This window comes from Microvirga sp. RSM25 (assembly GCF_044784385.1).
GTDB classification, from domain to species: Bacteria; Pseudomonadota; Alphaproteobacteria; order Rhizobiales; family Beijerinckiaceae; genus Microvirga; species Microvirga tunisiensis.
In genome coordinates this window covers 1102561-1126146 of the sequence record NZ_CP173039.1, presented here as the reverse complement: position 1 = coordinate 1126146, position 23586 = coordinate 1102561, and the positions used below count along the sequence as shown (strand labels likewise).

The window sequence follows — 23586 nt, the reverse complement described above, 5'->3', positions numbered from 1 at the left end:
CGGGGCGCTACTCGTCGAGAACGCCTGTCCCGCCCGAAGATGGCGTCTTGCCCCGGCCGTCCTTGCCGGTGCCTTTGCCCGGCTGTTTGAGATCGAGGGTTGTGGTGAACCCTTCCGCGCGCGTCCACTTGTGTTCGACGCTGTCGATCCGATAGGTGCCCGACACGCCGGCGCGGATGCTGACGACGCATTCGGCCTCGGCCTGTGCGGCGGGCTCGCCGTCGATGGTGATGGAGCCGCCGCCCTTCTCGCGCGCGGCCTCTTTTTCCAGCGCGCCCGCCATCTGCTCGGCGGTATCCTGATCAGCCGCGCTGAACCGGGACGTGCCGGTGCTATCCTCGGCCCCGAGCGCCTTGACCTCGCCGCGCTGGTTCTTCCACTTCGCCTCCGTTGCGTCGTACCAGACCGCCTCGAACTTCCCGCGCTGCGGTCGCCCGACATCGGGCGCGAGATCCCAGTTGATGATGTTAACGCCCCGCGTGGCCTGGATTGTCTGCAGCGGCTGACCGGAGGCGGATTGCCCGGCATTGCGCGGCGTGAAGACCGCCGTCTTGCCAATGACCTTGAACGTGGCCCCGATCTCCCGCGCGGTCCTGTGTGCCCAGTGCAGAAAATTCTCGCGCCCCATGTGCCAGTAGTCACGCCGGATCGTGCCGAGATCGCCGCCGAACTTGATGCTGTACCCCTTGGGGACAAAGGTTTTCGCCGCCTCCTCCAGCGTGGCGTCGTCCTTGTGCTTTTCCTTGCGGTCTTTGAGCCCGCCGCGCATGTCGGCCGCCTTGCCCGAGATGATCACCACCTGCCCGCCGCCGCGCGCGCCCTGCGACCGGGGCTCGTCCAGGACGCCCTCGAACCCGGCCGCGCCCTCGGCGCCATCACGCCAGATCTCGACCTCCAGACGATCGCCGCTGGACGGGAAGGCAATCTGGTCGTCGGCATCGTCGAGCGTGATCTCGCAGGTGTCCGAGCTGCTGCCGGCGGCGTCCTTGATCGCGACCGAGATCACGGTGGCCAGCAGGTCGTCAGAGATCGGCGCGCCGTTGAGCGACACGGTGATGTGCGAAGCCATGGAGGGAGCTTTCAGTCGGTCAGGCGCAGGACACGGACGGGACGGGCCGGAGCAGCCGGCTCGGGCAGTTCCACCACGACGCGGGTGCCGATGGGCAGGAACGGACCCTTTCCGGCCAGGCCGGGATTGAGGGCATAGGTGGCCTCCACCTGGCCCGCGGTCTCGCGCCCGAAGCGGCGGTAGAGCAACTGGTCCAGGGTGGTGAACGGGTTCGCCACAGGGGGCAGGGTTTCGGTCGCCATCAGCCGATCAGCCTCATGATGGTGGAAAAGTAGCCGAGCGCAGTGGCGGCCTTCGGCGACTTCTTCAGGGCCACCTCGTAGTCGATCTGCCGCCCGACGCCGTTGGTGCCGAGATAGGAGTGCTGCTCGCGGTAGCGTGCGACCACCCACCAGCCCATGTTGCGGCCATCCCCGCGCACCACGATCTGCGGTTCGCCCGAGACGCGCATCCGCTCGAGGAGATCCAGGCTCGACGTACCGCCCCATTTGCGCGGGAACAGCCGCCCGCGCAGGGTGAGCATGCTCTCGCCTTCGCCCACGGATTCAAGCGGGCGCAGGACGCCGATCACATCCTTGGCGACATAATCGGCAGCAGCCTCCAACTCGACCTCATGGATGTTGGGCGTGCTCACGCGAAAGGTGAGCGCCCCGACCTGGTACAGCATGGGTGATTCCCTTTACGCGTGTTCGTAATCGGCATAGGAGCTGCGCCGGCGAGCCTCGAACTGACGGCCTATCTCGCGCGAGGCCATCTGCTGCGGAACGCCCCCGCTCAGGCGGGCCAGCTTGCCGATTGCGGCATCCAGCTTCGCGTTGAGCGTGTCGATACCCGCGGTGTTGACCTGGGGCGCGACAGTGGTGTTGAGGCCTTGAATGGCCTGACCGGCCTCGGCCGCCTTGTTCTTGGCGGCGTCCAGCCCGCTCGTATCCACCGGCGCTCCGCCCGGCCCGAAGCCAAAGGACGCGCCAGCGCCCAACGTAGGCGCCACCGTGTCCTTGGATGGCGTGCGGGTCATGCTGGGCAGGCTGCCGATCTGACCGGCCACCGCCTCCACCTGGGCGCGCAGGGCGCGGAAGGCGCCGAGCGTGCTTTCCAGTTCCGCGGCGGCCGCCTCGGCTTGCGCCAGGCCCGTCACGCCCTTGCGCTCCAACCCCGCCCCGGTGACCGAGCGCGTGCCGAAGTTCTGGCGGTTCGAGTCGAGGAACGCCCGCGCCCGGGCCACCTCAGCTTGGCGGTTCTGCAGTTCCGCGATCGCGTCCTGCTCCAGCTTGTAGGCTGGATCATCGGCCATGCGGCGCGCGCGCTGCTGTGCGGCATTGATCGCCAGAGGCATATCCAGCGACCGCTCCAGGCGGTCGTCACCATAGAGAGCCTGGCTGCCGGGACCGACCGCCTGCTGCTCGGCGCGCAGCTGATCGCCGTGGCGCTTCTCGTTGGCGGCGTCGATCCGTTGCGACTGACGCTCGAACTCAGCCCAGGCGGCATTGTGGTCGCGCAGGTCCTGGGTTGCGCCCTTGAACAGAGCAACAAAGAGGCCGCCAGCGCCCTCCTTGTTGTATTTCTCGCGCAGCGCATCCACCCGGGCCTCGGCCCGGTCCAACCCTGCCAGGATCTCCTCGGCCGCCCAGCCGGCACCGAGCTTGAGTGGCTTGCCCAGGCGGGCCATGAGAGCGTCCACCGCCCGCTCGGCCCGCTCGATTTTGGCGAAGTCCTTCTGCTGCCAGAGCTCGAAGCTCTGCTGCACTGAACCCAGATACTTGGAGCGATCGCCCATGGTGCCGAGCAGCGTGTTGAGACGCGGCAGGGCATTCATCAGCTTTTGGATGTCGTCCTGGTATTCCTTGCCGAAAATGTTGGTCAGGATCTCGGCCCGCTTCATCGGGTCCGCGACCTTGTTGATTTTGTTCAGCAGGCCCAGCGTCGCTTCCAAGGGTTTGGCGACGAACTGCTTGCGCATCTTGTCGGACGAGATGCCAAGACCGGCCAGCCCCTCGCCGGCCGACTTGGAGAACTCCGAGCCCAGTTTCATCACGTTGAGCAGAGATTCAAAGCCCGTGGCGGCAACCTCCATCGGCGTGCCCGTCTCGCCCATGGCGGCACCGAAGGCCAGGACCTGCTCGGCGGACAGACCGGCCTGCTTGCCGGTGGCGCCGGTGCGCTTGATGAATTCGAGCAGGTCCTTCTCGCCCGTGGCCGAGACATCCGCGGCGGTGTTGATGGCGTCGCCAATCTCCTCGATGCGCTGCTGGTTGGCGCCGTAGATATTGCCGATGACGGCCATGGCCTGCCCGGTTGCTTCCGTGCTCGTGCCCCAGGCGCTGGTCGCCTTGGCGGCATATTCGGTGAAGCGGGCGAGCTCGTCGACGGGGCGGCCCGCATAGCCGGCCGCCGCCATCATGCCGGCGATCTCTTCCTTGGTCTTGCCCGTCTCCTTCGACATGCGAACGATCTCGTCAGCAAACTTCTGCGCCTGGCTGCCGCTGGAGTTCGTGGCCTTTTCCACCTCATACATGGCCTTTTCGAAGGAGAGGGCGGAGTCGGCTCCCTTCTTGAGGGTCGCGCCGACGGCCAACGCTCCCGCGATGACCGGCCCCCCACGCAGGGCGAGCGCGCTCAAACCCGCCCCGTCCAGCGCCGCGCCCGCAGCCTCAAGCCCATTCACCGAGCGGGCCAAACCATGCGTGCCGCCCTTGGCGTTCTTGGCCGCCCGGTCGAGTTGCTTGATGGATCGCGCTGCCTTGCCGGCGGGACCGGAAACACCGTCCTTGAGACGAACGGTGAGCTGGGAGGTCAGATTAGCCATTGATGGGCTCCACTCGGCCGAGCGCGACCGCCTCCACATACCAGCCGAGCAGGTCGTGCCAGTCGTAGGTCATGAGGTCGCGAAGGTTCTGGTTCAGTCCGCCTGCGACGGCAGCGACGTATCGTCGGCAGAGGGCGGGGTTGGCGCGAACACCGGTCGCAAGCGGCGGGGCAAAAAACTCTGCATCACCTCGAAGAGGCGGGCGTCGTCGTCATCCATCAGCGCCGCGATCACCGCGGCCGGGACCGGCTCGCCATCGGGGAAGGTGACCATGTGCGGCGCCAGGCCCACGGACTCGCCCGCCTTGAGTGCCGCCACGACCGCATCCACCTGCGCCACGGTCATGCGCCGCACCGTCAGGGCGCTCACATGGCGCTCGCCGTAGGTGAAGGGATAATCGAGGGTGACAATCTCCTCGATCGGTTTGCCTGCCTGGGGCAGATATTCGATCTTGATGGGCGCGCTTGTCATTTCCGGCATGAGGGCCACCGTGCCTTGAGCGATGTTGATGGGGAACCGATGCGATTGGCCCACTGCGGCGGGCCAGGGCCAGCGTTGTCAGCCTGGGAGGTTGTGAGGGGCGCCGGGGCTGGAAACCGCCCCAGCGCCTCATTGCTGGGATCAGTAGCGCAGGATCCGGCGCTCGTCGGCATTCTGGTCGACGCCGTCGACGCGCCAGGTGCCGGTCTCCCAATCGTAGTAGTACTTCTCCTCGCCGTCGTACCAGAGGCCGTAACGCAGGATCTCCTTGATCGTGTGATCGTGACCAAGCAGGCTGTCGCCGCGCTTGAACTCATCGCCTTCAATGCGAGTCAGGCGGCCCCACATGATCGCCTTGACCTCGATCGCCCGGTTCGAGATGCCCTTGTCCCGGAGCATGCCATAGCAGGTGAACGGCATGCGGCCGCGCCGGCCGAGGCCGAACTGACTCATGGTCTGTGGATCCCAGCCGGTTTGCTTGAACGTGGCCTCCAGGGGATTGAGGCCGAGGCCACTGATATCGATGGCACCGATCGCGCCGCCGGCGTGGTGTGTGGCGCTGATCTCTTCGAGCGTCGGCAGTTTGATCGAGTCGAGATTGTTGCGCTTGTTGGCGTTGGGTGTGTCGTCACCAACGTACAAGCTGCATGCTTCCTGGACGAATAGAGGCATGGTCTGTTTCCTTCGGACAGAATGACGGGAGGATGGGCACGGCCCGCGCGTCGGATATGACGCGCGGGCCTGTTAGCCCGCTTAGGCGGCGAGCCCGAGCAGCTGATCGGTGCTGGTGACCAGGTCATCGATCAGGAGATTGAGGGACTCGCGGTCGCGACGGCTGTCGACGGTGACGTGCTTGAGCGTCGGCGGCTCCTCAGCGGCATAGAACGTCCGGATGCGCCCCAGGCGCAGGTTTTCCGGATTGTTCTTGTCGACCTCGAAGCCGACCTTCCATCCCGGCAGGATCGCGCCCTTCCCCTCCAGGTCGGCCAGGAAAGTGATATGGTCGTTGAGCACCGCCTGCACCCCGTGCAGGGTGATGTTGGTGCGGCCGAGGCGACGCCGGGTCGTTCGCAGCAGCGCGAGATGCTCGTAGTCGCGCAGGCGGCAGACATTGATCATGCGCCAGGCCGGATCGTCACTGCAGGTGTCGGTGCAGATCAGCACGAAGCCGGAGCCGCTGATGGCCGTCTCCAGACCGAGCTCGCCGCGCTGTGTGATGCCGATCTGGTGCGCGAGCAGGACCTGGCCGTCCGTTGCGTCCGATGTCAGCGCGAAGGAATCGTAGCGCTTGAGGCCGACGATCCCCTGCACCGGTCGGTTGGCCGGGGCATGCAAGGGAAGCCCGCCATTCTCGAAATCGGCCGCGATCTGCTGTCCGATCGCCACCGTTGCGCCGTCCTCCTCCACATCAGACGTTCCGACCCGCACGATGTCCCAATTGTCGAGAGCAATGATGGTCTCGCTGTTGATCGTCTCGCGCCAGTCGAGGGCATCCTGCTTCGTGGTGCCGGGGCCGCCGACAAAGGCGCGGGCCAGCAACGTGTTGCAGATCTGGGGCAGGAGGGCGCAGATCGGGTTCGCCTGAGCAACACCCCCGGTCATGCCCACCGTCACGTCGAAGCCGTCGCCGATCGCAAAATCGCTCGCACCGTCGGCAATCGTGAACTTGATGTGGCCGCCGGTATAGGCCACGCCCACCGTCGCCTCAGCCAAGGCGACGCCGTCCGGATCCTTCACGGAGAACACACCGCCGTTGGCGGGAACTGCCGGCGCCACCGTGATCTGGAACTGATCGCCGAGAGCGAAGTCAGTCGCGCCATCGGCAATCGTGAAGACCACAGGGCCGGTGAAGGCCTGTCCCACCGTGACGACACCGATGGTCTGGCCGCCGGGGCCCTCGACCACGAAGGTGCCGCCGTTCGCGGCCGCGGCAAAGCAGGTGGCGGTATAGACGCCCGCTGCCGCACCGACACCGGCCGCCACGCCGCTGATTGCCCCGTTGCCGACATTGCCGACCTTGGCCTGAGCGGAGGCGGCGAAGGCGCCACCGACGCAGCGAACCTGATAGATTCCCTGCTTGACACTGCCGCCATAAGCCGGAGCCGATGCCAGGGTCAGGGTGCCGTTGCCCGTGTTGCCGCCACCCTTCACGACGCTGGCGACCGTCGTTGCGCCGGCCGTGCGGGTGAATTTCCCCGTGAAGCCGGGCGACCCGAGCAGGCGCGGAATGAGGCCGAGCCGCTGCCCGACCTGGAGCATCGCATGCCAGCCTGTGCCGGCCGCCGGATCACCGCAGATATTGGCGATCGTCTCGTCGAGGGTCGCGCCCTGGGGAACACGCACCATCGCCACGCGTGCGCCGATCTGGAGCGGCGCGAGCTGCGCGTTGATCTTGGCGACGACCCGGTAGGCCGGGCCCGTGCCGAGTTTGCTGAGATAGGCCAGATCGGTGGAATTGAAGCTCACCGCAACATGGTAGGGAAACACGCTCGGGTCTGCGTCATCGGACGGCAGCACGAACCCCGCGATCGACATATCGCCGGACCCGGCTGGGCTCGGCTCGCTGCTGTCGCGGATGAAGGTCATGCCGAAGGTCGGCTCGGTCATCGGTTTGCTCCTGTGCAAAGAGAAGCCGCCCTTGCGAGGCGGCTTGGGTGATCGCGACGGTCGAGCCGTGCGGAGGAAGTAGAATTCAGGTGGTCTGCAGTGTCTTAGGCCCGCCGCTCCTCGATCGCAGTTCGCCGGGCCTCAAGGCTCGTGACGCCCGGTTGTCAAGGAACCGCTATCGAACGAGCCACTCCTCGACCGTCGTCGAGATATCCCGCATCTTGAGCCATCGCGTTCCGGTCCGCTCCCCTTTGAGGATGCGGAGCTTTCCCACCAAGCCAACGGCGGCCCATTCCGGACGGAGTTCGCGCGGGACGTATTCGAGAGATGGATCGTAGTCTGGGCTCAGGATCCGGACCGCCTCTTCGTAAAAGGTCGCGGTGTCGGGAACGTCGACGCCCGCTGGAATCTCGTCGGACGGAAAGCGGATCGTTGTCGCCGCCTCGCCTTCTCCCTCGACCCATGAGACAAACTCTTTCGGCTCGGTCAGGTATGCGCCGAAATCGTCTTTCAGGTACTTGCCGCCCCATCGGAGAGCGGCCGCGTCGCCGAGGACCGACGGCAGTGCGGAGATGACGCCGAGGAGTTCGTTATCTCCCGATGTTGCTCTCCTGACCTTGCTTCCCTCAAGGACGACCGACCAGCCCCGCCGGTCCTCAGCGTCGGGATTGCCGTCCGCCCACTCGAACATTTCCGCATAGTCGCCGCCGTTGGGAACGAAGCTCCCATCAGCGGAAACCTGTCCGTCGCCTCGGACCGTAAACTGGTTATCGGGCGATCCGGCCGCCTCGGACCTGGCACGGATGAGCCACCATCCCGACCCGGCCACGCGGTAGCTTTGAAACGTTGCGGTATGGTCGTGCGCGCCAGACGTCATGGTCACCCAAAGACCAGAGGTCGATACGCCAGACTCTGCCGTTGTAATCGCGAGGCGACCGCTCAAATCGCCGCCGCCCGTGCCGAGATACGATCCGGCCGGCTGATATGATCCAGCCGGCTGATACGAACCAGCCGGTTGCTTCCCGTTGAGCGCCGTCTGGAGCCCCGAAACATCCCCGATGACGTGCCCGTGACCGACCGGAGACTTTCCGGCAAGCGCGCCGATCATCGTCGTTGCGAAGTTCGCATCGTTGCCGAGCGCCGCTGCAAGCTCATTCAGCGTGTCGAGCGCGGCAGGAGACGCGTTGACGACAGCAGCAATCGCGGCGCGGACGAAGGCCGTCGTCGAGATCTTTGTCGAGTTGTCTCCGGCCGTCGGCGTCGGCGCCGTCGGCGTTCCGGTGAGTGCCGGCGAATCGAGCGGCGCCTTCGTCAGAAGGGCGGCCGCCGAGGCGTCGATCGAAGTCCGTTGCGCCGAGGTCACGAACACCCGCGTCGCACTCTCGGTGACTTGCCCGGCTGGGAGGGTGGTGGCCAGGATCGAGTCAACGATGACCTGAGCTGCGGCCATGTCCTCCTCGAGCTGCGCGAGCTGCGCCTGGTTCGCCGCGATCAACGGTGCCAGCTCGCTGTCCAGCCGTGCGAGGCCGAACAGCTTGAGCTCGTCGATGACCGCCTGGACCTCGACGCGCTGGGCTTCGAGATCCTTGAGGCGGGTGGCGAGCGAGCCGAGGACCGCATCCCAGGTTTCGCGGTTGATCCGCGTGGTCAGGTCGGACTTGTAATCGTTGGCGGCGGAAGGAATCGTCATGCCGTTACTCCAGCGGAGCGACGAAATCGATCACATCCGCGCCTTCCTGTTCGATGATGGTCTTCAGAGCCGATCCAAGGATCGCATGCTCGGGACGAGGGAGAAGCTCCACCCGTCCGAACTTGACGACCCACATGAACTTGACCCGGTAGACCACATCGTCCTCGAGGTCGGTGATGGTGGCCATGAGGTTCTCCTTAGAGCGCGAACAGGGCCGCGTTTTGGATGAAGAAGGGATTTGGCACCTGCGTCGTGCCCATGCCAGGAGCCAGGCGCACGTAGCGCGTTCCGGCCGGCACCGTCCACGTGCAGAGGAAGGTCCGGCGCGTCGGCTTATCCGGATCGATCTCGCCGAGTGCCGGTGTGACCGTCGTCGGAGCGACCAACGTGGCCGGGATCGTCGTGGTCGTGCTGTGCATGATCGCGGGCGCGAAGGTGTGGACTCCGTTGGGGTCGAAATCATCCACCACGATGACTGCCTGGATCTGCGTGGTCGTGAGCCCGAAATCGATGACCTCGCTGACAGCGCGGGCCGATCCGGCGTTGCGCGCCGTACGCACCACCGCATCGGCCGTCAGTTCGATCATCGGCGCCAAGTCCGGCGTGGCGAGAAGAGTGCATCGCAGATCGACAGAGGCCGGAAGGCCATAGAGCGGATTCTGCGCGACCTCCGTCGGCTCCAGCACCGTCCAGTTGGCAACGCCATCCGGTCGGATCTCCCACATCAGGCCAGTGCCTTCGTGAGCCCAGCCGGGATAGAGCAGCCGGAACTCCGTCATGCCATCCGTCAACGTCATCGCCTTGAAGTCGATCACGGTGCGGGTGTTGGTGAAACGGCAGGAGTTGATGCGAAAGTGGAAGTCGAACGACAAGTCACCCTGCGCCCAGGACCCGTCCGTGGACAGGAACGAGGTGCCGCCCGAGAAGGCGTTGTTGTCCGACCCCTTGAGCTGGTGATTGCCGGTCGTGACCGTGTACCATGCATAGCGCGATCCCGGCGTCAGGTAGGTCGGCGGCAGCTCGAAGGTGTTCCAGCCCAGCGTCAGGTTGGCGTGGGGGATCGTGGCGCTCGCCAGCGCCGTGCTGAACAAGGGCTCGCCGGTTTCGGTGGTCTCGACCAGGAACAGGTGCACCGCGCCGTCGGGTCCGATGCGCGAGAACTCCAGCTCAACCGAGGGTACGATCATCGGCTGCGCCACCAGGAAGTTCTGGCCGTAGATGCTGCCGTTGATGCCCACCGGGGTGGTGTTGTAGTCGGTATAGGTGTCGTAGACCGTGAGCACCTTCATGGTGCGGACGCCGTAAAAGTCGTGCCCCTTGCCCTTCTTGTTCAGGGTCATGCCGACGGTCTGGTAGATCTCGCCATCCTTGGAGAACATGGTGCCGATGGCGGCGTCGATCGGAAAGCGGTTCCACTCCTTGTTGTTCTCGCAGATGCTGACGGTCGGGCCATACTCCCAGACGTTGCGCGCCACCGTGCGGATGCTGGTGGTGATCACCGTGTGGACGAGCTGCGAGATGTCGCGGGTGGCCGTGCCACCCTCATTGTAGATGCGCTTGACCGGGGTCCAGGCCGGCATCATGCGGCGACCCGAGAACTTCACCAGAGGCGAGTCCTCGTTCTTCATCTCCAGGCGCACCTCCTTGACGGAGGCGAAGGGGAAACGAATGCCTTCACTGACGCGGGCGAGCCAGGAGGCGTGGGTTGCATCCCACTGGGAGTCGGCATGACCTGGAGGCAACAGGCCGGAATCGTACCAGTCGCTGCGTGCTCCTGATGGAACGTCGAGCTGGCGCCGCATCGCCGCGACGTCACGCCGGACTTGGCGGATGATCTCCGGCCGCGGCACCGGCAGCGCATTGACATGCGCGGTCAGGTTGGCGAGATCCGTCTCCAACGTGGCCACGCGGATGAAAGCGCTGGAGAGCTGGACTTCGAGGGCGGTGACGCGGCCCTCGACCTCATACAACGTCTTGGCGCGCCAGGCCGTCCCGGGCGCGATGTCGAGAATACCGGCGGTGCCGAGCAGCACGAACGCGATGCACGACTGTCCGGCCGGAACGGCGGGTTTCGTCGGATTGTCGGCGATCTCGATCGGTCCCTGCTGCGGGATGATATTGACCTTGCGGTTGATGACCTTCGGCACCGACATGGGGACGGTTTCGCCACTGTCGGCATCCGTCTCGATCAGGCGGCTCTCGCTCTCCGTTTCCTCCTCGCCCTGGACGACGAGGCCGACCCAGCGCCGGTTGGCCGTAATCGTCGGCAGGTAGAGCATGAGATCGACCTCGATGGCGGCACCGGAGTCGTAGACGATCTCGTTGTTGAACAATCGCCCCGGACTGACCACGGCCACCGTCGGATTGGTGTCGTTCTTCTTGGCGACCGTGAAGGCGGACCAGTGGTTCGGATAGCCCACCGCACCGCCCACGACGTGATCGACGCCCTCGCGAGCGAACAGGCTGATGTTGTCGAAATCGCCCTGCTCGGCGACTTCCGCCTCGGAGAATTGGATGGCCTTCATCTAAGCCCTCGTTACAGCTTTTGGCGGGCGACGAAGCCGCCCAGGGGAATGTCGTCGGCGAGGCGCGGCTGATCCGCGAGAACCAGCGGCCGCTTGTGGCCGAAATCGACGCGGTATTGGGTTTCCGGGCTCTTGGCCGCGCGCAGCGCCGCCATCACGCGCTGGAACGGCTCCCGGCTCGGTGTCTTGAGCCGGTGGCGGCCGATGACCGCGCGCCCCATGACGAAGGCGCGCGCCGGCGCCGTCGTTTCGATCTTGATCAGATAGCGCGCCACCCACGGCTGATGCCCGACAGGCGTCCGCCCGATCACGCTTCGCCCGAGTATGAAGCGCGTCGGATAGGCGATGACGTCCAGCAGAGTGGCATCGACATACGACAGGAAGCCCAGCACCCCGGCGCGGGTGCCGATCTTGCGAGCCAGCACGGGCGCTTCCGCAATGACCTGGCGCTTGCGCGCCTCGGACCAGTCCGCATACCAGAGCCGCACCCCGTCATGCTGCCCCAGGAAGGGAAGGAAGCGCACCGGGGTCTTGTGCGGGTCGACCGCCTCCGCAAGCGGGATCGGCAGGGTGTCGGTCAGCGCCTCAGCCAGAGCCGCTTCCAGCTCTACGGGTCCCGGCAGAAGATCCTTGCCGGTTGTCATGCCAGGGCCTCAAGGTCGATGGTGATGCCGCCACACACCGGCAGCGTGTAAGGGTCGGCGGCCAGGCCGGGGAATGGGGTCACTGCACGGGCACGCACCACATTGGCACCATAGGCCGCCCCAACCGGCAGATTTGCAGGGATTTCCCCACCGATGGTCATCCGCGCCGCCGTGGCAGCGCTGACGCGGGCCAGCGCCTCCTGCTGCACGAGGATCGGATCGGGACCGATGCCGACGGCGATCGCCAGGTGCAGCGCGTAGGTGGCCAAGGTCGCCGGCCGCACCGTGACGGCCGTTGCTTCCGGTTTGACCGCGGACGCGGTGACCGCATTGCGCACCGCCAGGAGCTCGGCCGAAGTCGGCAGACGGCCGCCCTCCCCGGCAATGACGATGTCGGTGTCGCCGCGCCGGCCGTGGATGGCCCGGCCGATCACCGCCACATGATGCAGGGACGGGACCGCCGTGTAGGCCTCGAACAGATAGCGGGCCGCGGATCCCGCCGACGGCCGGTCGAAGGACGCGAGATAGCGGCGCAGCAGCTGCGCGTCGGTCTCCATCACCGCCGCCGTGGCCGGCGTCGCCGGAACGATCACTTTGCGCTCGACATTGGCCCGCGCCACCACGGTGTCGAGGTTCGTGCCCTTGGCCAGCGGCGCCAGCACCGCCTTCACCGCATCGTTGACACGGATCCGGTCGAGGGTGCGCAGATAGGCCATTGCCTCGGAGAACAGGACCGGCAGATCCGTCTCGAGCATGGCGACATCGTAGGGCGGCAGCGTCGGATCGGCCGCGCGCAGCTCCGCCCAGCGGGTCTGAAACCGGGCGAGGAACTCCTGGTGCTTCGCCTCATAAGTCACGTCCTCGAGAATGTTCGGCGCCGGCAGACGCGACGTGTCGATGACGTTCAGCATGGGAAGCCTTCCTCTTATCGGGAGACGGTGCGGTCCTCGCCTTCCGGCGTGACATCGCCCAGATGACCGCGTGGGCGGTACTGCCCGACGATCTGCATGGAGAGCCCGCCGAGCCGCAGCTTGTCCGGGGTGTTCTGGGTGCGCGCGAATGAGATCTGCCGGATGCGGAAGCGCGGCTCCCACAGCTCGACCGCCACGATGATCGCGGTGGCAAAGCGCAGCACGGTGGCGCGGTTGATCGGCCGTCCGAGCAGCGCCGGCACGGCCGAGCCGAACGTGCGGCGCATGACGCGCGAGCCCAGCGGGGTCGTGAAGATCACCTCGAGGCTCTGCAGGACATGATCCCAGCCCGACATCGGCTTGCCGGTGCGCCGGTCGAATCCATAGGAGGACATCAGCGCCTCCTGCGCCGCGCGCCCTTGCGGCCGTTGCCGTCGTGATCGAAGGGATGCTCTGGCTGCGGAGCCTCAGGGGTGGGGAGCGCCACGGCGCCAAGGTCGCGGGGCGTCTGGGCCTCCCCGTCGGTCAGCCACACCTCGGCGCCTGGCGCGAGCCGGCGGCCGAGCAGCCTCGTGGCCGCGACCGGATCGGTCACGACATAGCGCGTCCTGTTCATCGGACATCCTTTCGTCAGACGGTCTCGTCTTCGTCGTCCTCGACGGGCGGGTTGGTCCAGGCTTCAACGGCCTGCTGCATCGTCGCCAGCTTGTCCGGCTTGACGATGCGCTCGACCAGGGCGCGGGCGCGGGTGGTTTCGCCGCCCAGCAACGCCCCGTCCATCAGGCCCGCCGCAGCCTCCTGCACCAGCGCCACCGCTTCGCTGTTCGCCTGGAGCGCGACGAACGCGCTGACGCTCGACGACACCACGGTGGACAGCGCCCCTCGGTGTCCGGTGACGATCGCCAGCGCGGCCGCAGGAGTCAGCTCGTTCGCAATCAGCTGCGGCGCCAGCGCGGTGACGAACGCCTCGGCATCGGTCAGCCGCACCAGCTGCTCCAGCGGGGCGGCCGCCTGGTTGAACAGGGTGGCGCTGCCGTCAATCGCCAGCCCGAGCAGATCCGACAGGCCATGCTCCAGATCGCCGGGGAGCTGCACTCCGGAGAGAAGGTCGGTGTGATGCAGGAAGGATTCCGCGCTGCCGAACAGGCCGGTCCCGCTCTCGCCGAGCGCATCGACCAGCGCCTGGATGTCAGCGGGCAGGACCTGACTCACCGCCCCGGTTACCTCGTCGACCACATCTTGCAAGAAATGATCCTTGAGCTGGCTGATGGCGTCCGGGATCGCGCCCTGCAGGGCACCCGTGATGGCGCCAAGCGGGTTCTGGAACACCGCCCCCAGGCCACCACCCACGACGGCATCGACCAGGCCGCCGAGGCCGCCGAAGCCGATCTTGCGTGCGACCAGGAGACGATTGACGAAGACATTGACCGCACCGCGCAAGGGCGTGCCGCCGATGTAGCGCAGGATCAGGGCGATGCAGACCGCCCGGGTGATGCCGCCAGCCATGGAAAAATCCTCAATTCAGGTCGATACGGTCGGAGAGCGCCCGCACCCGCGCGGAGGCCACCCGGACCAGGGACGAGCCCACCTTGGACGAGATCTGCTGGGCCAGGATCTCGTGCACGGCGCTCTCGATTTCGTCGCGCAGCCGGTTCGTGCCGACGGTGGTTTTCGTCTGGCCGAAGGTGGCAACATGCTCGTCGCCCTTGTCGGACGGCGAGGGATTGGCATCCGACCAGGTGAAGGGCACGGCATAGCCCTGCCGGAAATCACCGTCCGGACAGCAGAACATCATCTGCTGGCCCGGGCTGGGCGGATTGTGAAACTTGAACGCGCCGGCCGTCTGCGCGTACGGCACCCATGGGCTGAGGAACGGCTCGGCCTCGCTGCCGCCGATGCGCAGGCGCACCCGCTGCTTGGCCGGGTCGACCTCGTGCACCGTGCCCGGGCGCTCGGCATTCTCGAACCGCCGCTTCATCTCCGCCAGATCGGCATCGAGCCGCAGCAAGGCGTCGATCAGGTCGGCCATGGGCTACTCCTCGGGGACGTTGAACGGGGCCGGCTGACCATGCGTCACCGTCAGCGCCAGGAAGGTGCTGCCGTCGGCGTTCTGATCCTCCACCGTGCCCTCGATCGCCACAGGTGCCTCGCCGGCCTCGGTCGTGTCGACCGGGGCAAAGCCCGCGTTGCGCACCCGGGCGTCGGTCCAGCCGCGGGAGGCCTGGAAGCGGCGCCAGGACGGCAGGTCGTTGCCGTTCTCGATCTCTGCCCGCAGGACCAGGGCAAGGTCCACGAGCTCGGCGTCCGCCTCCATCAGCGCGATCAGGCGGCCCCAGGGGCTGTCGGGCGGAATCGTCTCACCGAAATCCGGCTCGAAGATCGGGTCGCAGACCAGCACGAGCTGCTTGGCGGCGTAGCGCACGCCCTTCTCGGCACTGGCGCCGCGGCGGCCGAGGGTGCGGTTGATCCGCCCCATGAACTCTTTCAGCAACTCGGCCCAGGGATCGAGCGGATCCATGAGGGCGCGCATCACCTGGCGCTGCATGAAGCCGAGCGAGGCCTCCATGCCGGCATCGGTGTGCGGGATGATGACCTCGATCTGATCTGGCCCGCCCTTCGCCTTGACGAAAGTCGCCAGCACCATTTCGATCACCACCTCGAGGTCGCGTTGGCCGCGCAGCAGATCCCATTCCCGGATGTCGCTCTTGTCGTCATCGGTCGAGAGAATGATCAGAGGCTTCTGCCCCTTGGGAACGGTCTCGTTGGTTGGCGTGATCTGCGAATCGTAGACCCGCTCCTCGGCATAGGTCTTGTCAACGAGTGCACGCTCGAGGCAGATGCGGATCGCAAAGCTCACCAGGCTCACGGCTGCTGCTCCTCCACTACCAGCACCAGCACGCGATGGCCCAAGTGGAAGGGCCTGATCGTGGAGATGCTGAATCGGGGTTGATCCGGAACGACGACGACATCGCCGTCGGATAGGGCATAGGGGATCGTCGACCAGACATCGGCCCGGATGGACAGCTCGGCCCGCGCGACCTGGACGGTCGAGAAGCTCTCAAGCCGCGATCCCTTGCGGATGCCCTGAATGTCATCCGTGTCAGGCTTGAGCGTGAACTTCGCCTGGATCGTGACAGGCGCCCGCGCGGGGTCCGGCTGCGCTCCTTTGCGCTGGCTGACGATCATCGGGATGATCTGGACCGAGCCGCCGAAGATCTGGTCCAGACGCGGCCGTGCCTTGGACCAGGCCTGCGCGAACGTGGTCACTGCCGCCTCACTTCACCAGCAGGGCGATGATCTCGGCCTTGGTCATCTCGGCGGTCGCCGCCACGTTGGCCTCGGCGGCCTTGGCGAGCAGCTCGTCCTTGGTCAGCTTGTCGAGCTCTTTCTCGGCCTCGCTTTTCCCGTCGCCTTTCGCGGGCTTGCCGGCGCTCTTGGCCGGAGCCGGAGCTTCGACGGCAAAACGGTCGGCAATCAGGCTGCGGCCGTAGGCCTCCGGGACATCGATCGGCTCGTGCGGCGGCACCATTACATCCTCAGCGCCGGGGGCGGCTTTGCCGAGAACGGAAGCTGGAATGCGCAGGCCGCGCGGGCCGGCAATGGAAATCGTCTTAGCAGACATCGGTTGATCTTTCAGGCTGGACACCGGAGGGGCCGGGGCGGCGAACCGCCCCGGCGGTGGATCAGGTGAGGGTCAGCTTGCGCAGAGCCTTCGGATTGGTGCAGAGCGAGATCGCGTTCATCTGCACCTGCAGGTTACGACCTTTGCCGTCCAGCCTTGGGATCTGCCTGGCATAGAACGGCAGGCCCGGGGTGTTGACGGTCTCCTCGTAATCCGCCGGCGCAAACCGGGTGATGAAGAGATCCGGCACGCCGAGCGGCACCACGCGGGCCTCGTCGGCCGCGATGTAGGGCGCGCCGAGGTTGGCCGTGGCCTTCGCACCGGTGCGGTAGCGTTCCCAGGTCGCGCCGCCGAACTCGAATGTGTCCGGCACATCCTGGCGCAGAATGCCGGCGCCGGAACCGTACAGGAACGTCTCGCGGATGGCCTTATGCTGCCACATGGTCTTGTGAAAGGTCCGGCCGGTGAAGACGTGCAGACCATCGTATGGCTCGTCGAGATCGTCTTCGAGCGAGTAGACCACATCCTGCCAGAGATCGCCGACCTTGGTTGTGTCGACGTCGAGTTCGAGCGAGACCGCGGCCGGCACCGCAATGCCGAAGCGCGAATACAGGTCGTGCAGCACGGTACCGGACCGCGATGTCACGATGCCCTTGACCGCACCCACACGCTGGTGCTCCAGCGTCATGGTGAGATCGGCCGCATGGCGTTGGGCTTTGCGCTCGACGCGTTCCTGGATCGTCTCCAGGCGATCCTCGCTGCCGAAAGCGCGAACGCCCTGAACCTCGTCCGCCAGCACTGCATCGTCACGCTCGTAGTGATCGACTTCGAACGGAATCTTTGAGCGCTTCTCGTCGTCGGTCGTCTCTCCCGCACCACCGCGCTCGCTGGGCTCAACCAGAGAGAGCTTGCCTTCGCGCAACTCGATCGAGACGATGGTGGTGGTGACGCTGTCTTCGCCGAAGATCCCAGTCGCCGACACCTGGCCGGGACGGTAGGGCTCGCGGTTGACGGCGGCGGTCAGGCTCTCAAGCGTGAAGCCATCGCCGTCCCAAATATTCACTGCTGACATGTGATGGCTCTCCTTAGCGGGCCTTGATGCCGACCGCGCGGAGCTGGGTCAGCTTGGTGTTGCGCTTCGTCGCGTCGTTGACGGACGAGTGAACGAGGAGCATCGAGGCCTTCACCTCGACGCCGCCGACGCCGTCGACGATGACGGCCTTGGCGTCGGCGCTGGTGGCATCGACCGTGTAGCCGAGGATGGCCACGGCGGTTTCCGCGCCCTCCTTGCCGACCACCTCGGCATTCGGCGAAGCGACGTACTTGCCGGATGCGGTGACCTTGCCGAGCATCATGCCGGCTTCGAGGACGCCCTCGCCCGAGGCGATGGTGCGCACCTCGCGCGCCACGGTGCCGTGCGGCTCACTGAGAATGAACGCGAGGTTTCGCGCCTTTTCGGTCTTGGTATCGAGAGACATCAGCTCACGCTCCCTTCACGGCGTTGCGGCGCGAGGCGAAGACCTCACGCGGGCTGAGTTTGGCTGTCGGCTTGGCCGGCGGCGGGTTACCTGGAGCGGCGAGGCCGGCGGCGGCGGTGCGGCGGGCCGCATAGGCCTCCGGCGACTCGCTCGGCTGCTGCGGCTCGACCGGAGGCGTGGCAGCGGCAGTGGGCGCCTTGGCGAGCGCGGCGATGGCGGCCTCGGCCGTCATGTCGGTCTCGTAGGCGAAGTGTTCAGCGAGGTCCTGGCGGCCCTTGGCGGCATCGGCCGTCATGATCGCCTTGACCCGGGCCTGAGCCGCTTTCACGGCTTCGGCCACGGCACCTGTAATGTCAGCGGTAGGTGCGGCCGCTGGGGGGTTCACCGTCATGGAAGCTTCCTTCGGTTGACGTGGTTGGTGAGCGGTCGCGGCCGCTCGGGCGCTGGCCTCGGCAAGAGACCAGTTCTTGCGCTTCGACAGCGCGGTCAGGCGCTGCGGAGCATTGGCGAAAATCCGATAGTCGAAGGCGGCGACGGCCTTGGCCTTGGCGCTGTCGCTCTCATCGGCGTAGCCCTCCTCGACCGCCTCCTCGGCGGTGAGCCAGAGCTCGGCCTTCATGGTCTCGCGGACCTCGTCGGTGTCCTTGCCGGCACGCTCGGCGTAGATCGACGCCATCTGGGTTGCCATCTTGTCGAGGGCGTCCTTGGCCTTGGCGTGATCGTCGGCGGTGCCGTAGGTGATCCCCGACGGATCGTGAATCATCATCAGCGAGCCGGCGCGCATGCGGATGGTGTCGCCGGCCATAGCGATCAGCGAGGCCGACGAGGCCGCGATCGCGTCGACCTGGACGGTCACATGCCCCTTGTGGGCGGACAACGCGTTGTAGATCGCCAGGCCGTCGGTGACGTAGCCGCCGCCGGAGTTGACGCGCACCGTGACGTCGGTCTCGCGGCCGACCTCGGCCAGGGCCTCCAGGACCTCGGTGGCGGTAAAGCCTTCGTCCCAATAGTTATCGCCGACGAACCCGTACAGCACGAGCTCGCCGTTCTGCAGAACGGACATGGTGTGAATCCTCAGTAAGGGCGGAAGCCCATGCGTTTGGCGAAGCGGGTGCGCTTGGGCGTCTGGCCCTGCACGAGGGAGCATTCGCGTTCGTGAAACGCGATCATCCGCTCCAGGCGCTCCGGATCCGCCTTGTGGTAGCGGATCTCCTCATCACCGAAGCGCGCCGACGCAACACTCTCGCCGCTGGCAATCGCGGTGAGCAGCTCGCGCAGGCGGGCGGCCTCAGCGCAGGGATCGACAGGGCCGCTGCTCATGCTGTCCTCTTGGCTTTCGCTTTCGGTTTGGGTTCGGGCTCGGAAGCGCCAGAGCCGCCACCGCGCACGCGCTCAAAGATGTTGGGCAGGCCCGCGTCCTTGAGCTGCTGGGCCTCGGTCGCACGCACCGCGATGACGTCATTCGCGTCGAGACCAAGCTCGGCGCACTCGTAGGCCAACGTCGTGGTGCCGTTCTGCAGACGCTCGCTCGCCGCCTCGGCGCTCTTCTTGTCGTCGGCCGTGGGCTTGGCGGGCCCCTGCCACTCCGCCCAGGTCACCGCATGACGATGCGCGAGGAAGGCGCGGTAGCCGCCTTTGAGCGGAATGCGCCCCTCGCCGATCTCCTCGTCGAGCCAGCTCTCATAGGTGCCCTGATAGATCGGGGCTGCGATCCGCTTGCGCCGGCGCAGCACGATCGGCCAGATCGACGACGTTTCCATGCGGGTGCTGGAATAGGTCGCGTCAGAATGGTCCATCGAGTAGGACGCATAGGTCACGCCGATCGCCCGCGCCGTTTCGCGCTTCAGGTCGCTCGCGAACGGCAGGTAATCGTTGCCCGGCGTCTTCGCCATGTGCAGCTCGAGCTTCTCGCCCGGCGCTAGGTGCCCAACCTGCGGGCTGCCGTCGAGCGCCAGCCGGCTTTCGCTCGCCCTTTCCAAGGCAGCGCCGAAATAGCCGAGGAACTCCTTCTTCAGGTCCTGGTCGATCTCCTCCAGGGCATCGATCGCCTGGAAGGCTTCGGCGCTCGGCTCCGGTGATGTCAAGGTCGCGGCAAAGACCGTCTGCAGGATGGCCGTGGCGAGGGTCGCGTCATGCAGCTGCTGCGCGTTGGCGTGGGTGCGCAGGGCAGACGCGATCACCGAGATGCCGCGCACATCTTCCGCATCCCACGGATCGAAGGCATGCACCACAAGGGTGCGTCCGTCGACATCGCGCGCCGCGTAATCCCGCTTCACCTCGATCCCGCTCTGACGCTCCTTGAAGCGGTAGGCGACGGGACGGCCGTTCACGTCGTGGATGACGCCCGAATGCAGCCCCTCGATCTCGTTGGTGTCCCGCACCAAGCGGTGTGGCGAGGTCAGGCACAGCTTCGTGCCGGTCTCGATCCCATAGGGCCGGCGTTGCTCCGGAGTGAAGAAGTCGATCACGCCAATCGCTTCGCCGTAGGCGATCGAGTGGCGCAACGCGATATCCACCTGTTGGTCCAGGGTGAACTTGCCGCGAGCGTCGACCTCATCCGGGTTCTGGGCATAGCGGCGCCACCGCTTCTTGACCAGCTTGATCCACTCCGCCGCTTCGCTGGCGCTGTATCCGAGCTTGGACAGGTCCGGAACCGGCTGCAGCTGCAGGCCATCGCCGATGGTGTCGGCCAGGACCTGATCGACCGCGCCTTTCAGGTGACCCGAGTTCTGGATGAAATCGAGGGCGAGCGCCGAAATCCGATCCCAGACGCGCCGGATCTCATCGCGGCTCTCAACCAGATTGGTCCGGCGCGCGGCCAGCACGCCGGCGGAGCTGTCGCGCAGCCACTTGGCCGTCGGGCGGCGCGAAGACGCAGATCGAGCGGGAGTCTTCTTGCTGCCCTTCGATCTGGTCTTGGTCGCCACGCTCATCGGTTCTTCCACTTGTTGCGTCGTGCTGCCTTGTCGGCGTCTGTTGTCGTCGTGACCGGCTTCCTGAATGGATCCTTGTCCTCGACGACGGTCGTCTCCTCAGCGGCTTCGAACAGGTCCGGCTCCGGTGGGCGGCGGTGCACCTGGACGATCAGGTCCGCCCAGCGCTCGGCGGTGAGCCGCCGCTTGTGCTCGATGTGCCAGCCCAGCGCCGTGGCGTAGACCGTGACATCCCACCAGTCGTTCTTGCGCCCGACGATCTTCTTCCATTCGCGGACCGCCTTCGCCTTGATCAGCCGCTTGCGCTTTTTGCCGGTGGCCTGCGCCTCCTCGTCGGCATCGACCAGCCGCTCCGCCGTCATCTCCTTGGCGAAGTCCTCGTCGCAGAGATCCGACGTCAGATGGTACGTGTTGCGCGGCCACCTGCCGGTGGCGTCCGGGCCTTCGACGAGGTTCGCCAGACCTGCCGCAACCTCGGTTTTGACGTCGTACAGGCCCACCGGGTAGAGCATCACCTTGGCCACCACGCGCTTGCGGGCGTCCTTGATGTCCTTCTTCGTCGGTGTGCCGAGCCACGGCAGTCCCTGAGTATGGCGGCCGTCGAGGGCGTAGACGTTCGGGCGGCCCGAGCAGAACCGATAGACCCGGTCCGTCGCGAAGCCGGAGTCGACGCCGGTCAGGTCAATGCCTTTTTCGAAGGTGCCGGCTGTCGGATAGGTGCGCCCGATGGCGTCGGCGAGCTTGATCCACGGCTCGTCGGTCTGGTCGGGCGCGCCTTCGAAGATCTCGCGATCGACGAGCCAGCGCTGCCCGCGGGGGCCGAGTGCATACACGGCCCATTTGATGCCGTAGCCCTGCACGTCGGCGGCCGCGACCACCAGGCCCGCCTCGGCCGGGATGCGACCGCGCGGATACGGATGCTTGCGCGCCGCCTCGACGATCTTTTCCCATGCGATGGTGACGCCACCCGGATCGTAGGGCTCGGCCAGATCCTGCTGGAAGAACGTCCGCAGCTTGGTGGTGTCGCCCTCGGCGTCTTGCCAGCGCTTCAAAATGTCGGCCCACTTCTCGCGCGGCGCATAGGCCGCCCAGAGGTGATAGCTCGGCTGCCAGTCGCGGCAGCGGCCTTCGCACGGGGGACAGATCCAGCGCCCGATCTCGTCGGCCGGGATGGTTTCCGGCACCGGATCGGCACCCTCCGGAACGCGCGTCGCGATCCAGTGCGCGCGGACCATCATGTCGGGCTTGTGGCCGTCCCGGATGACCCCGTCGCAGGACAGGCATCGCATGTGCACCGGTAATCCCAGCTCGGGATCGACCGGTCGCAGCTGCTCGAGCGTGAGCGGTTGAAACACCGAGCAGTGCGGGCACGGCACATAGAGATAGCGTCGGTCGCCGGCCTCGAAATCCTCGGTGATGGCGCACTCGCCGGCGATGCCGGGCGTCGAGCCCTGCCATTCCTTGGCCATGTCGCCAAACATCTTCTGGCGCGCGCGGGCCTGATCGCGCGGAGAGCCGCGGCCGTCGACGTCCTTCGGGTAGCCGGTCACCTCGTCCATGGCGAGGTACTTGATCGACACCATCTGCAGGCCCTTCGAGGAGCCCGCATTGACGATCTGGCAGAAGCCGCCGGCGTAGCGCTTGAACGCCGACGTCGAGCCCTGCTCATCGCGGCTGTTGACCGGCAGAACCTTGTGGGCGATGCGCGGGCTGACCTCGATTGTCGGCTGCAACTTGACCCGGTTGAACTTGGTCGCCTCTTCCAAAGTCGGCAGCACGATCATCATCGAACCGGGCGCCTGGTCGACGATAAAGCAGAACCAATTCTCGATCGCGGTCGACTTGCCGAGCTGCGCCGCCCAGCGAGCCGTGACGCGCCGGGCCGGGTGATCGGGATGCAAGCAATCCTGCGGCTCGCGCAGATACGGCACGCGCTCGGTCCGGAACTCGCCGGGCCATGGCGAACCTGACTCAGGCGAGACATGGCGATAACGATCGGCCCATTCGCTGATCGTCAGGTCCTCGACGGGACGGCTCGCCGCCTCCAGGCCGCGAAGCAACACCTCCACACCGTCGGGCAGCAGGGGAAACTGCGTACGGGCGTCGTGATAGGTCATTGCAGGGCTCCCGCCTCGGAGTGCCCGAACGGCTCGCCCGAGGCCTCGGCGGCATCGCGGTCGCGCCGGATGGCATCGAGCCGGTTCAGGATCTGGCGGTTGAACACGTCCAGGCCGCGCCGCATAAACGTCTTGAGCGCCAGCCGCACCGTGCGTTCGTCCCAGCCATACTTCATCGCCAGGGTCGCGGCCTCGGTCTCGACCGCCCGCTCGAAGGCGCTTTGCATCAGGGCGATGGCGTCTCGGCCCGCCTGATCGACCTCGGAGACAGGCGCCAGCTGCTTGCGCCGCAGCGCCAGATCCATTTCGCGCAGTTCGGCGTCGGCATTGGCCTTGCGTGCTGTGCCGTTCGACTGCGAGCCCAGGAATCGCGGCGAACCCGGATCGGCATAGGACCGGCCCGGGGCCGGTCGGACATCGGCGGGCAGCGACCGCAGGCGAATGTTCTCGCCCCGGTGCGCCAGCAGCGCGGTGAAGTCCACCAGGTTCGATTTGCCGGCAGGCCGCAAGGGCAGCGCCTCGGCATGTTGCTTGAGGTAGCGCGACAGCGTCGAACGGTCGACGGGATCGCCGGCCGCGGTCAGCCGCGCCGCCGCCTCCGTGATCGAAATCCAATCCTCAGCCATCGTGCCTATCCCGTGCAGTGACACGTGCAATCACGTGTGTTCCGTGTACCGGTTGCGCGCCGACCTACTGGTGAAAAG

26 protein-coding genes are annotated in these 23586 nt (G+C 66.4%); all 26 read right to left on the bottom strand.

Translation table 11 applies throughout. From position 1 onward, the window contains the following. Nucleotides 1–7 precede the first annotated feature (7 nt). The 26 genes from ACD578_RS05455 to ACD578_RS05330 all read right to left on the bottom strand — a co-directional run bounded on the left by ACD578_RS05455 (nt 8) and on the right by ACD578_RS05330 (nt 23508). The gene (locus ACD578_RS05455) at nt 8–1069 is read right to left on the bottom strand and encodes a phage late control D family protein (protein WP_404291572.1); all 1062 of its coding nucleotides are present in this window, start codon (nt 1067–1069) and stop codon (nt 8–10) included. Nucleotides 1070–1080: 11 nt separating this feature from the next. Beyond that, complete coding sequence (locus ACD578_RS05450) at nt 1081–1311, bottom strand: tail protein X (protein ID WP_404291570.1); 231 nt, start codon at nt 1309–1311, stop codon at nt 1081–1083. Next, nucleotides 1311–1736 carry a phage tail protein gene (locus tag ACD578_RS05445; RefSeq protein WP_404291568.1) on the bottom strand — a complete coding sequence of 142 codons (426 nt, stop codon included), beginning with the start codon at nt 1734–1736 and terminating at the stop codon, nt 1311–1313. The genes ACD578_RS05450 and ACD578_RS05445 overlap by 1 nt, the downstream gene beginning before the upstream one ends. 12 nt (nt 1737–1748) lie before the next feature. Continuing rightward, entirely contained in the window at nt 1749–3875 is a 2127-nt protein-coding gene (locus ACD578_RS05440; RefSeq protein ID WP_404291566.1) for a phage tail tape measure protein, read from the bottom strand. A gap of 93 nt (nt 3876–3968) precedes the next feature. Further along, complete coding sequence (locus tag ACD578_RS05435) at nt 3969–4355, bottom strand: hypothetical protein (protein ID WP_404291564.1); 387 nt, start codon at nt 4353–4355, stop codon at nt 3969–3971. Nucleotides 4356–4496: 141 nt separating this feature from the next. Further along, a complete protein-coding gene (locus ACD578_RS05430) occupies nt 4497–5027 on the bottom strand; it encodes a phage major tail tube protein (protein ID WP_404291562.1) in 531 nt (176 codons plus the stop codon). Nucleotides 5028–5108: 81 nt separating this feature from the next. Further along, complete coding sequence (locus ACD578_RS05425; protein WP_404291560.1) at nt 5109–6962, bottom strand: hypothetical protein; 1854 nt, start codon at nt 6960–6962, stop codon at nt 5109–5111. A gap of 175 nt (nt 6963–7137) precedes the next feature. Then, entirely contained in the window at nt 7138–8652 is a 1515-nt protein-coding gene (locus ACD578_RS05420) for a peptidase G2 autoproteolytic cleavage domain-containing protein (RefSeq protein WP_404291558.1), read from the bottom strand. Nucleotides 8653–8656: 4 nt separating this feature from the next. After that, entirely contained in the window at nt 8657–8839 is a 183-nt protein-coding gene (locus ACD578_RS05415; RefSeq protein ID WP_404291556.1) for a hypothetical protein, read from the bottom strand. Nucleotides 8840–8849: 10 nt separating this feature from the next. Further along, nucleotides 8850–11177, bottom strand: coding sequence for a hypothetical protein (locus ACD578_RS05410; protein ID WP_404291554.1), 2328 nt, complete (start codon nt 11175–11177; stop codon nt 8850–8852). 11 nt (nt 11178–11188) lie between these two features. Beyond that, nucleotides 11189–11821: a phage tail protein I gene (locus tag ACD578_RS05405; protein ID WP_404291552.1), complete on the bottom strand. Its 633-nt coding sequence runs from the start codon at nt 11819–11821 to the stop codon at nt 11189–11191. After that, entirely contained in the window at nt 11818–12732 is a 915-nt protein-coding gene (locus ACD578_RS05400) for a baseplate J/gp47 family protein (protein WP_404291550.1), read from the bottom strand. Before ACD578_RS05400 ends, ACD578_RS05405 begins: the two co-directional genes overlap by 4 nt. A 14-nt stretch (nt 12733–12746) precedes the next feature. Continuing rightward, nucleotides 12747–13127 carry a GPW/gp25 family protein gene (locus tag ACD578_RS05395; protein WP_404291548.1) on the bottom strand — a complete coding sequence of 127 codons (381 nt, stop codon included), beginning with the start codon at nt 13125–13127 and terminating at the stop codon, nt 12747–12749. Further along, entirely contained in the window at nt 13127–13348 is a 222-nt protein-coding gene (locus ACD578_RS05390) for a hypothetical protein (protein ID WP_404291546.1), read from the bottom strand. Before ACD578_RS05390 ends, ACD578_RS05395 begins: the two co-directional genes overlap by 1 nt. A 14-nt stretch (nt 13349–13362) precedes the next feature. Continuing rightward, nucleotides 13363–14238: a hypothetical protein gene (locus ACD578_RS05385; RefSeq protein ID WP_404291544.1), complete on the bottom strand. Its 876-nt coding sequence runs from the start codon at nt 14236–14238 to the stop codon at nt 13363–13365. 10 nt (nt 14239–14248) lie between these two features. Beyond that, nucleotides 14249–14761 (bottom strand): phage baseplate assembly protein V, encoded by a 513-nt coding sequence (locus tag ACD578_RS05380; protein WP_404291542.1) that lies wholly within the window; start codon nt 14759–14761, stop codon nt 14249–14251. A gap of 3 nt (nt 14762–14764) precedes the next feature. Further along, on the bottom strand, nt 14765–15598 hold the full coding sequence (locus ACD578_RS05375; RefSeq protein WP_404291540.1) for a hypothetical protein: 834 nt from the start codon (nt 15596–15598) through the stop codon (nt 14765–14767). Beyond that, nucleotides 15595–15999 carry a hypothetical protein gene (locus tag ACD578_RS05370; RefSeq protein WP_404291538.1) on the bottom strand — a complete coding sequence of 135 codons (405 nt, stop codon included), beginning with the start codon at nt 15997–15999 and terminating at the stop codon, nt 15595–15597. Before ACD578_RS05370 ends, ACD578_RS05375 begins: the two co-directional genes overlap by 4 nt. 7 nt (nt 16000–16006) lie before the next feature. Further along, complete coding sequence (locus ACD578_RS05365; RefSeq protein ID WP_404291536.1) at nt 16007–16354, bottom strand: hypothetical protein; 348 nt, start codon at nt 16352–16354, stop codon at nt 16007–16009. Nucleotides 16355–16415: 61 nt separating this feature from the next. Beyond that, nucleotides 16416–17426, bottom strand: coding sequence for a major capsid protein (locus tag ACD578_RS05360; protein ID WP_404291534.1), 1011 nt, complete (start codon nt 17424–17426; stop codon nt 16416–16418). A 13-nt stretch (nt 17427–17439) separates the two neighbouring features. Then, a complete protein-coding gene (locus ACD578_RS05355) occupies nt 17440–17832 on the bottom strand; it encodes a head decoration protein (RefSeq protein ID WP_404291532.1) in 393 nt (130 codons plus the stop codon). Nucleotides 17833–17836: 4 nt separating this feature from the next. Next, nucleotides 17837–18895 carry a head maturation protease, ClpP-related gene (locus ACD578_RS05350; protein ID WP_404291530.1) on the bottom strand — a complete coding sequence of 353 codons (1059 nt, stop codon included), beginning with the start codon at nt 18893–18895 and terminating at the stop codon, nt 17837–17839. 11 nt (nt 18896–18906) lie between these two features. Beyond that, nucleotides 18907–19152 (bottom strand): hypothetical protein, encoded by a 246-nt coding sequence (locus ACD578_RS05345; protein WP_404291528.1) that lies wholly within the window; start codon nt 19150–19152, stop codon nt 18907–18909. Continuing rightward, nucleotides 19149–20765, bottom strand: a complete 1617-nt coding sequence (locus tag ACD578_RS05340) for a phage portal protein (protein ID WP_404291526.1) — start codon at nt 20763–20765, stop codon at nt 19149–19151. The genes ACD578_RS05345 and ACD578_RS05340 overlap by 4 nt, the downstream gene beginning before the upstream one ends. Continuing rightward, a complete protein-coding gene (locus ACD578_RS05335; RefSeq protein WP_404291524.1) occupies nt 20762–22882 on the bottom strand; it encodes a phage terminase large subunit family protein in 2121 nt (706 codons plus the stop codon). The genes ACD578_RS05340 and ACD578_RS05335 overlap by 4 nt, the downstream gene beginning before the upstream one ends. Continuing rightward, complete coding sequence (locus tag ACD578_RS05330; RefSeq protein ID WP_404291522.1) at nt 22879–23508, bottom strand: hypothetical protein; 630 nt, start codon at nt 23506–23508, stop codon at nt 22879–22881. The genes ACD578_RS05335 and ACD578_RS05330 overlap by 4 nt, the downstream gene beginning before the upstream one ends. Nucleotides 23509–23586 lie beyond the last annotated feature (78 nt).

What these genes read in the sequence shown, in the direction of transcription:
- ACD578_RS05365 (WP_404291536.1), bottom strand. Translation starts at nt 16,354, where the DNA reads ATGTCTGCTAAGACGATTTCCATTGCCGGCCCGCGCGGCCTGCGCATT.
- ACD578_RS05385 (WP_404291544.1), bottom strand. Translation starts at nt 14,238, where the DNA reads ATGGCTGGCGGCATCACCCGGGCGGTCTGCATCGCCCTGATCCTGCGC.
- ACD578_RS05390 (WP_404291546.1), bottom strand. Translation starts at nt 13,348, where the DNA reads ATGAACAGGACGCGCTATGTCGTGACCGATCCGGTCGCGGCCACGAGG.
- ACD578_RS05340 (WP_404291526.1), bottom strand. Translation starts at nt 20,765, where the DNA reads ATGAGCGTGGCGACCAAGACCAGATCGAAGGGCAGCAAGAAGACTCCC.
- ACD578_RS05380 (WP_404291542.1), bottom strand. Translation starts at nt 14,761, where the DNA reads ATGGCCGACCTGATCGACGCCTTGCTGCGGCTCGATGCCGATCTGGCG.
- ACD578_RS05415 (WP_404291556.1), bottom strand. Translation starts at nt 8,839, where the DNA reads ATGGCCACCATCACCGACCTCGAGGACGATGTGGTCTACCGGGTCAAG.
- ACD578_RS05395 (WP_404291548.1), bottom strand. Translation starts at nt 13,127, where the DNA reads ATGTCCTCCTATGGATTCGACCGGCGCACCGGCAAGCCGATGTCGGGC.
- ACD578_RS05355 (WP_404291532.1), bottom strand. Translation starts at nt 17,832, where the DNA reads ATGTCTCTCGATACCAAGACCGAAAAGGCGCGAAACCTCGCGTTCATT.
- ACD578_RS05420 (WP_404291558.1), bottom strand. Translation starts at nt 8,652, where the DNA reads ATGACGATTCCTTCCGCCGCCAACGATTACAAGTCCGACCTGACCACG.
- ACD578_RS05455 (WP_404291572.1), bottom strand. Translation starts at nt 1,069, where the DNA reads ATGGCTTCGCACATCACCGTGTCGCTCAACGGCGCGCCGATCTCTGAC.
- ACD578_RS05430 (WP_404291562.1), bottom strand. Translation starts at nt 5,027, where the DNA reads ATGCCTCTATTCGTCCAGGAAGCATGCAGCTTGTACGTTGGTGACGAC.
- ACD578_RS05425 (WP_404291560.1), bottom strand. Translation starts at nt 6,962, where the DNA reads ATGACCGAGCCGACCTTCGGCATGACCTTCATCCGCGACAGCAGCGAG.
- ACD578_RS05435 (WP_404291564.1), bottom strand. Translation starts at nt 4,355, where the DNA reads ATGCCGGAAATGACAAGCGCGCCCATCAAGATCGAATATCTGCCCCAG.
- ACD578_RS05350 (WP_404291530.1), bottom strand. Translation starts at nt 18,895, where the DNA reads ATGTCCGTTCTGCAGAACGGCGAGCTCGTGCTGTACGGGTTCGTCGGC.
- ACD578_RS05330 (WP_404291522.1), bottom strand. Translation starts at nt 23,508, where the DNA reads ATGGCTGAGGATTGGATTTCGATCACGGAGGCGGCGGCGCGGCTGACC.
- ACD578_RS05345 (WP_404291528.1), bottom strand. Translation starts at nt 19,152, where the DNA reads ATGAGCAGCGGCCCTGTCGATCCCTGCGCTGAGGCCGCCCGCCTGCGC.
- ACD578_RS05335 (WP_404291524.1), bottom strand. Translation starts at nt 22,882, where the DNA reads ATGACCTATCACGACGCCCGTACGCAGTTTCCCCTGCTGCCCGACGGT.
- ACD578_RS05440 (WP_404291566.1), bottom strand. Translation starts at nt 3,875, where the DNA reads ATGGCTAATCTGACCTCCCAGCTCACCGTTCGTCTCAAGGACGGTGTT.
- ACD578_RS05410 (WP_404291554.1), bottom strand. Translation starts at nt 11,177, where the DNA reads ATGAAGGCCATCCAATTCTCCGAGGCGGAAGTCGCCGAGCAGGGCGAT.
- ACD578_RS05360 (WP_404291534.1), bottom strand. Translation starts at nt 17,426, where the DNA reads ATGTCAGCAGTGAATATTTGGGACGGCGATGGCTTCACGCTTGAGAGC.
- ACD578_RS05445 (WP_404291568.1), bottom strand. Translation starts at nt 1,736, where the DNA reads ATGCTGTACCAGGTCGGGGCGCTCACCTTTCGCGTGAGCACGCCCAAC.
- ACD578_RS05405 (WP_404291552.1), bottom strand. Translation starts at nt 11,821, where the DNA reads ATGACAACCGGCAAGGATCTTCTGCCGGGACCCGTAGAGCTGGAAGCG.
- ACD578_RS05400 (WP_404291550.1), bottom strand. Translation starts at nt 12,732, where the DNA reads ATGCTGAACGTCATCGACACGTCGCGTCTGCCGGCGCCGAACATTCTC.
- ACD578_RS05450 (WP_404291570.1), bottom strand. Translation starts at nt 1,311, where the DNA reads ATGGCGACCGAAACCCTGCCCCCTGTGGCGAACCCGTTCACCACCCTG.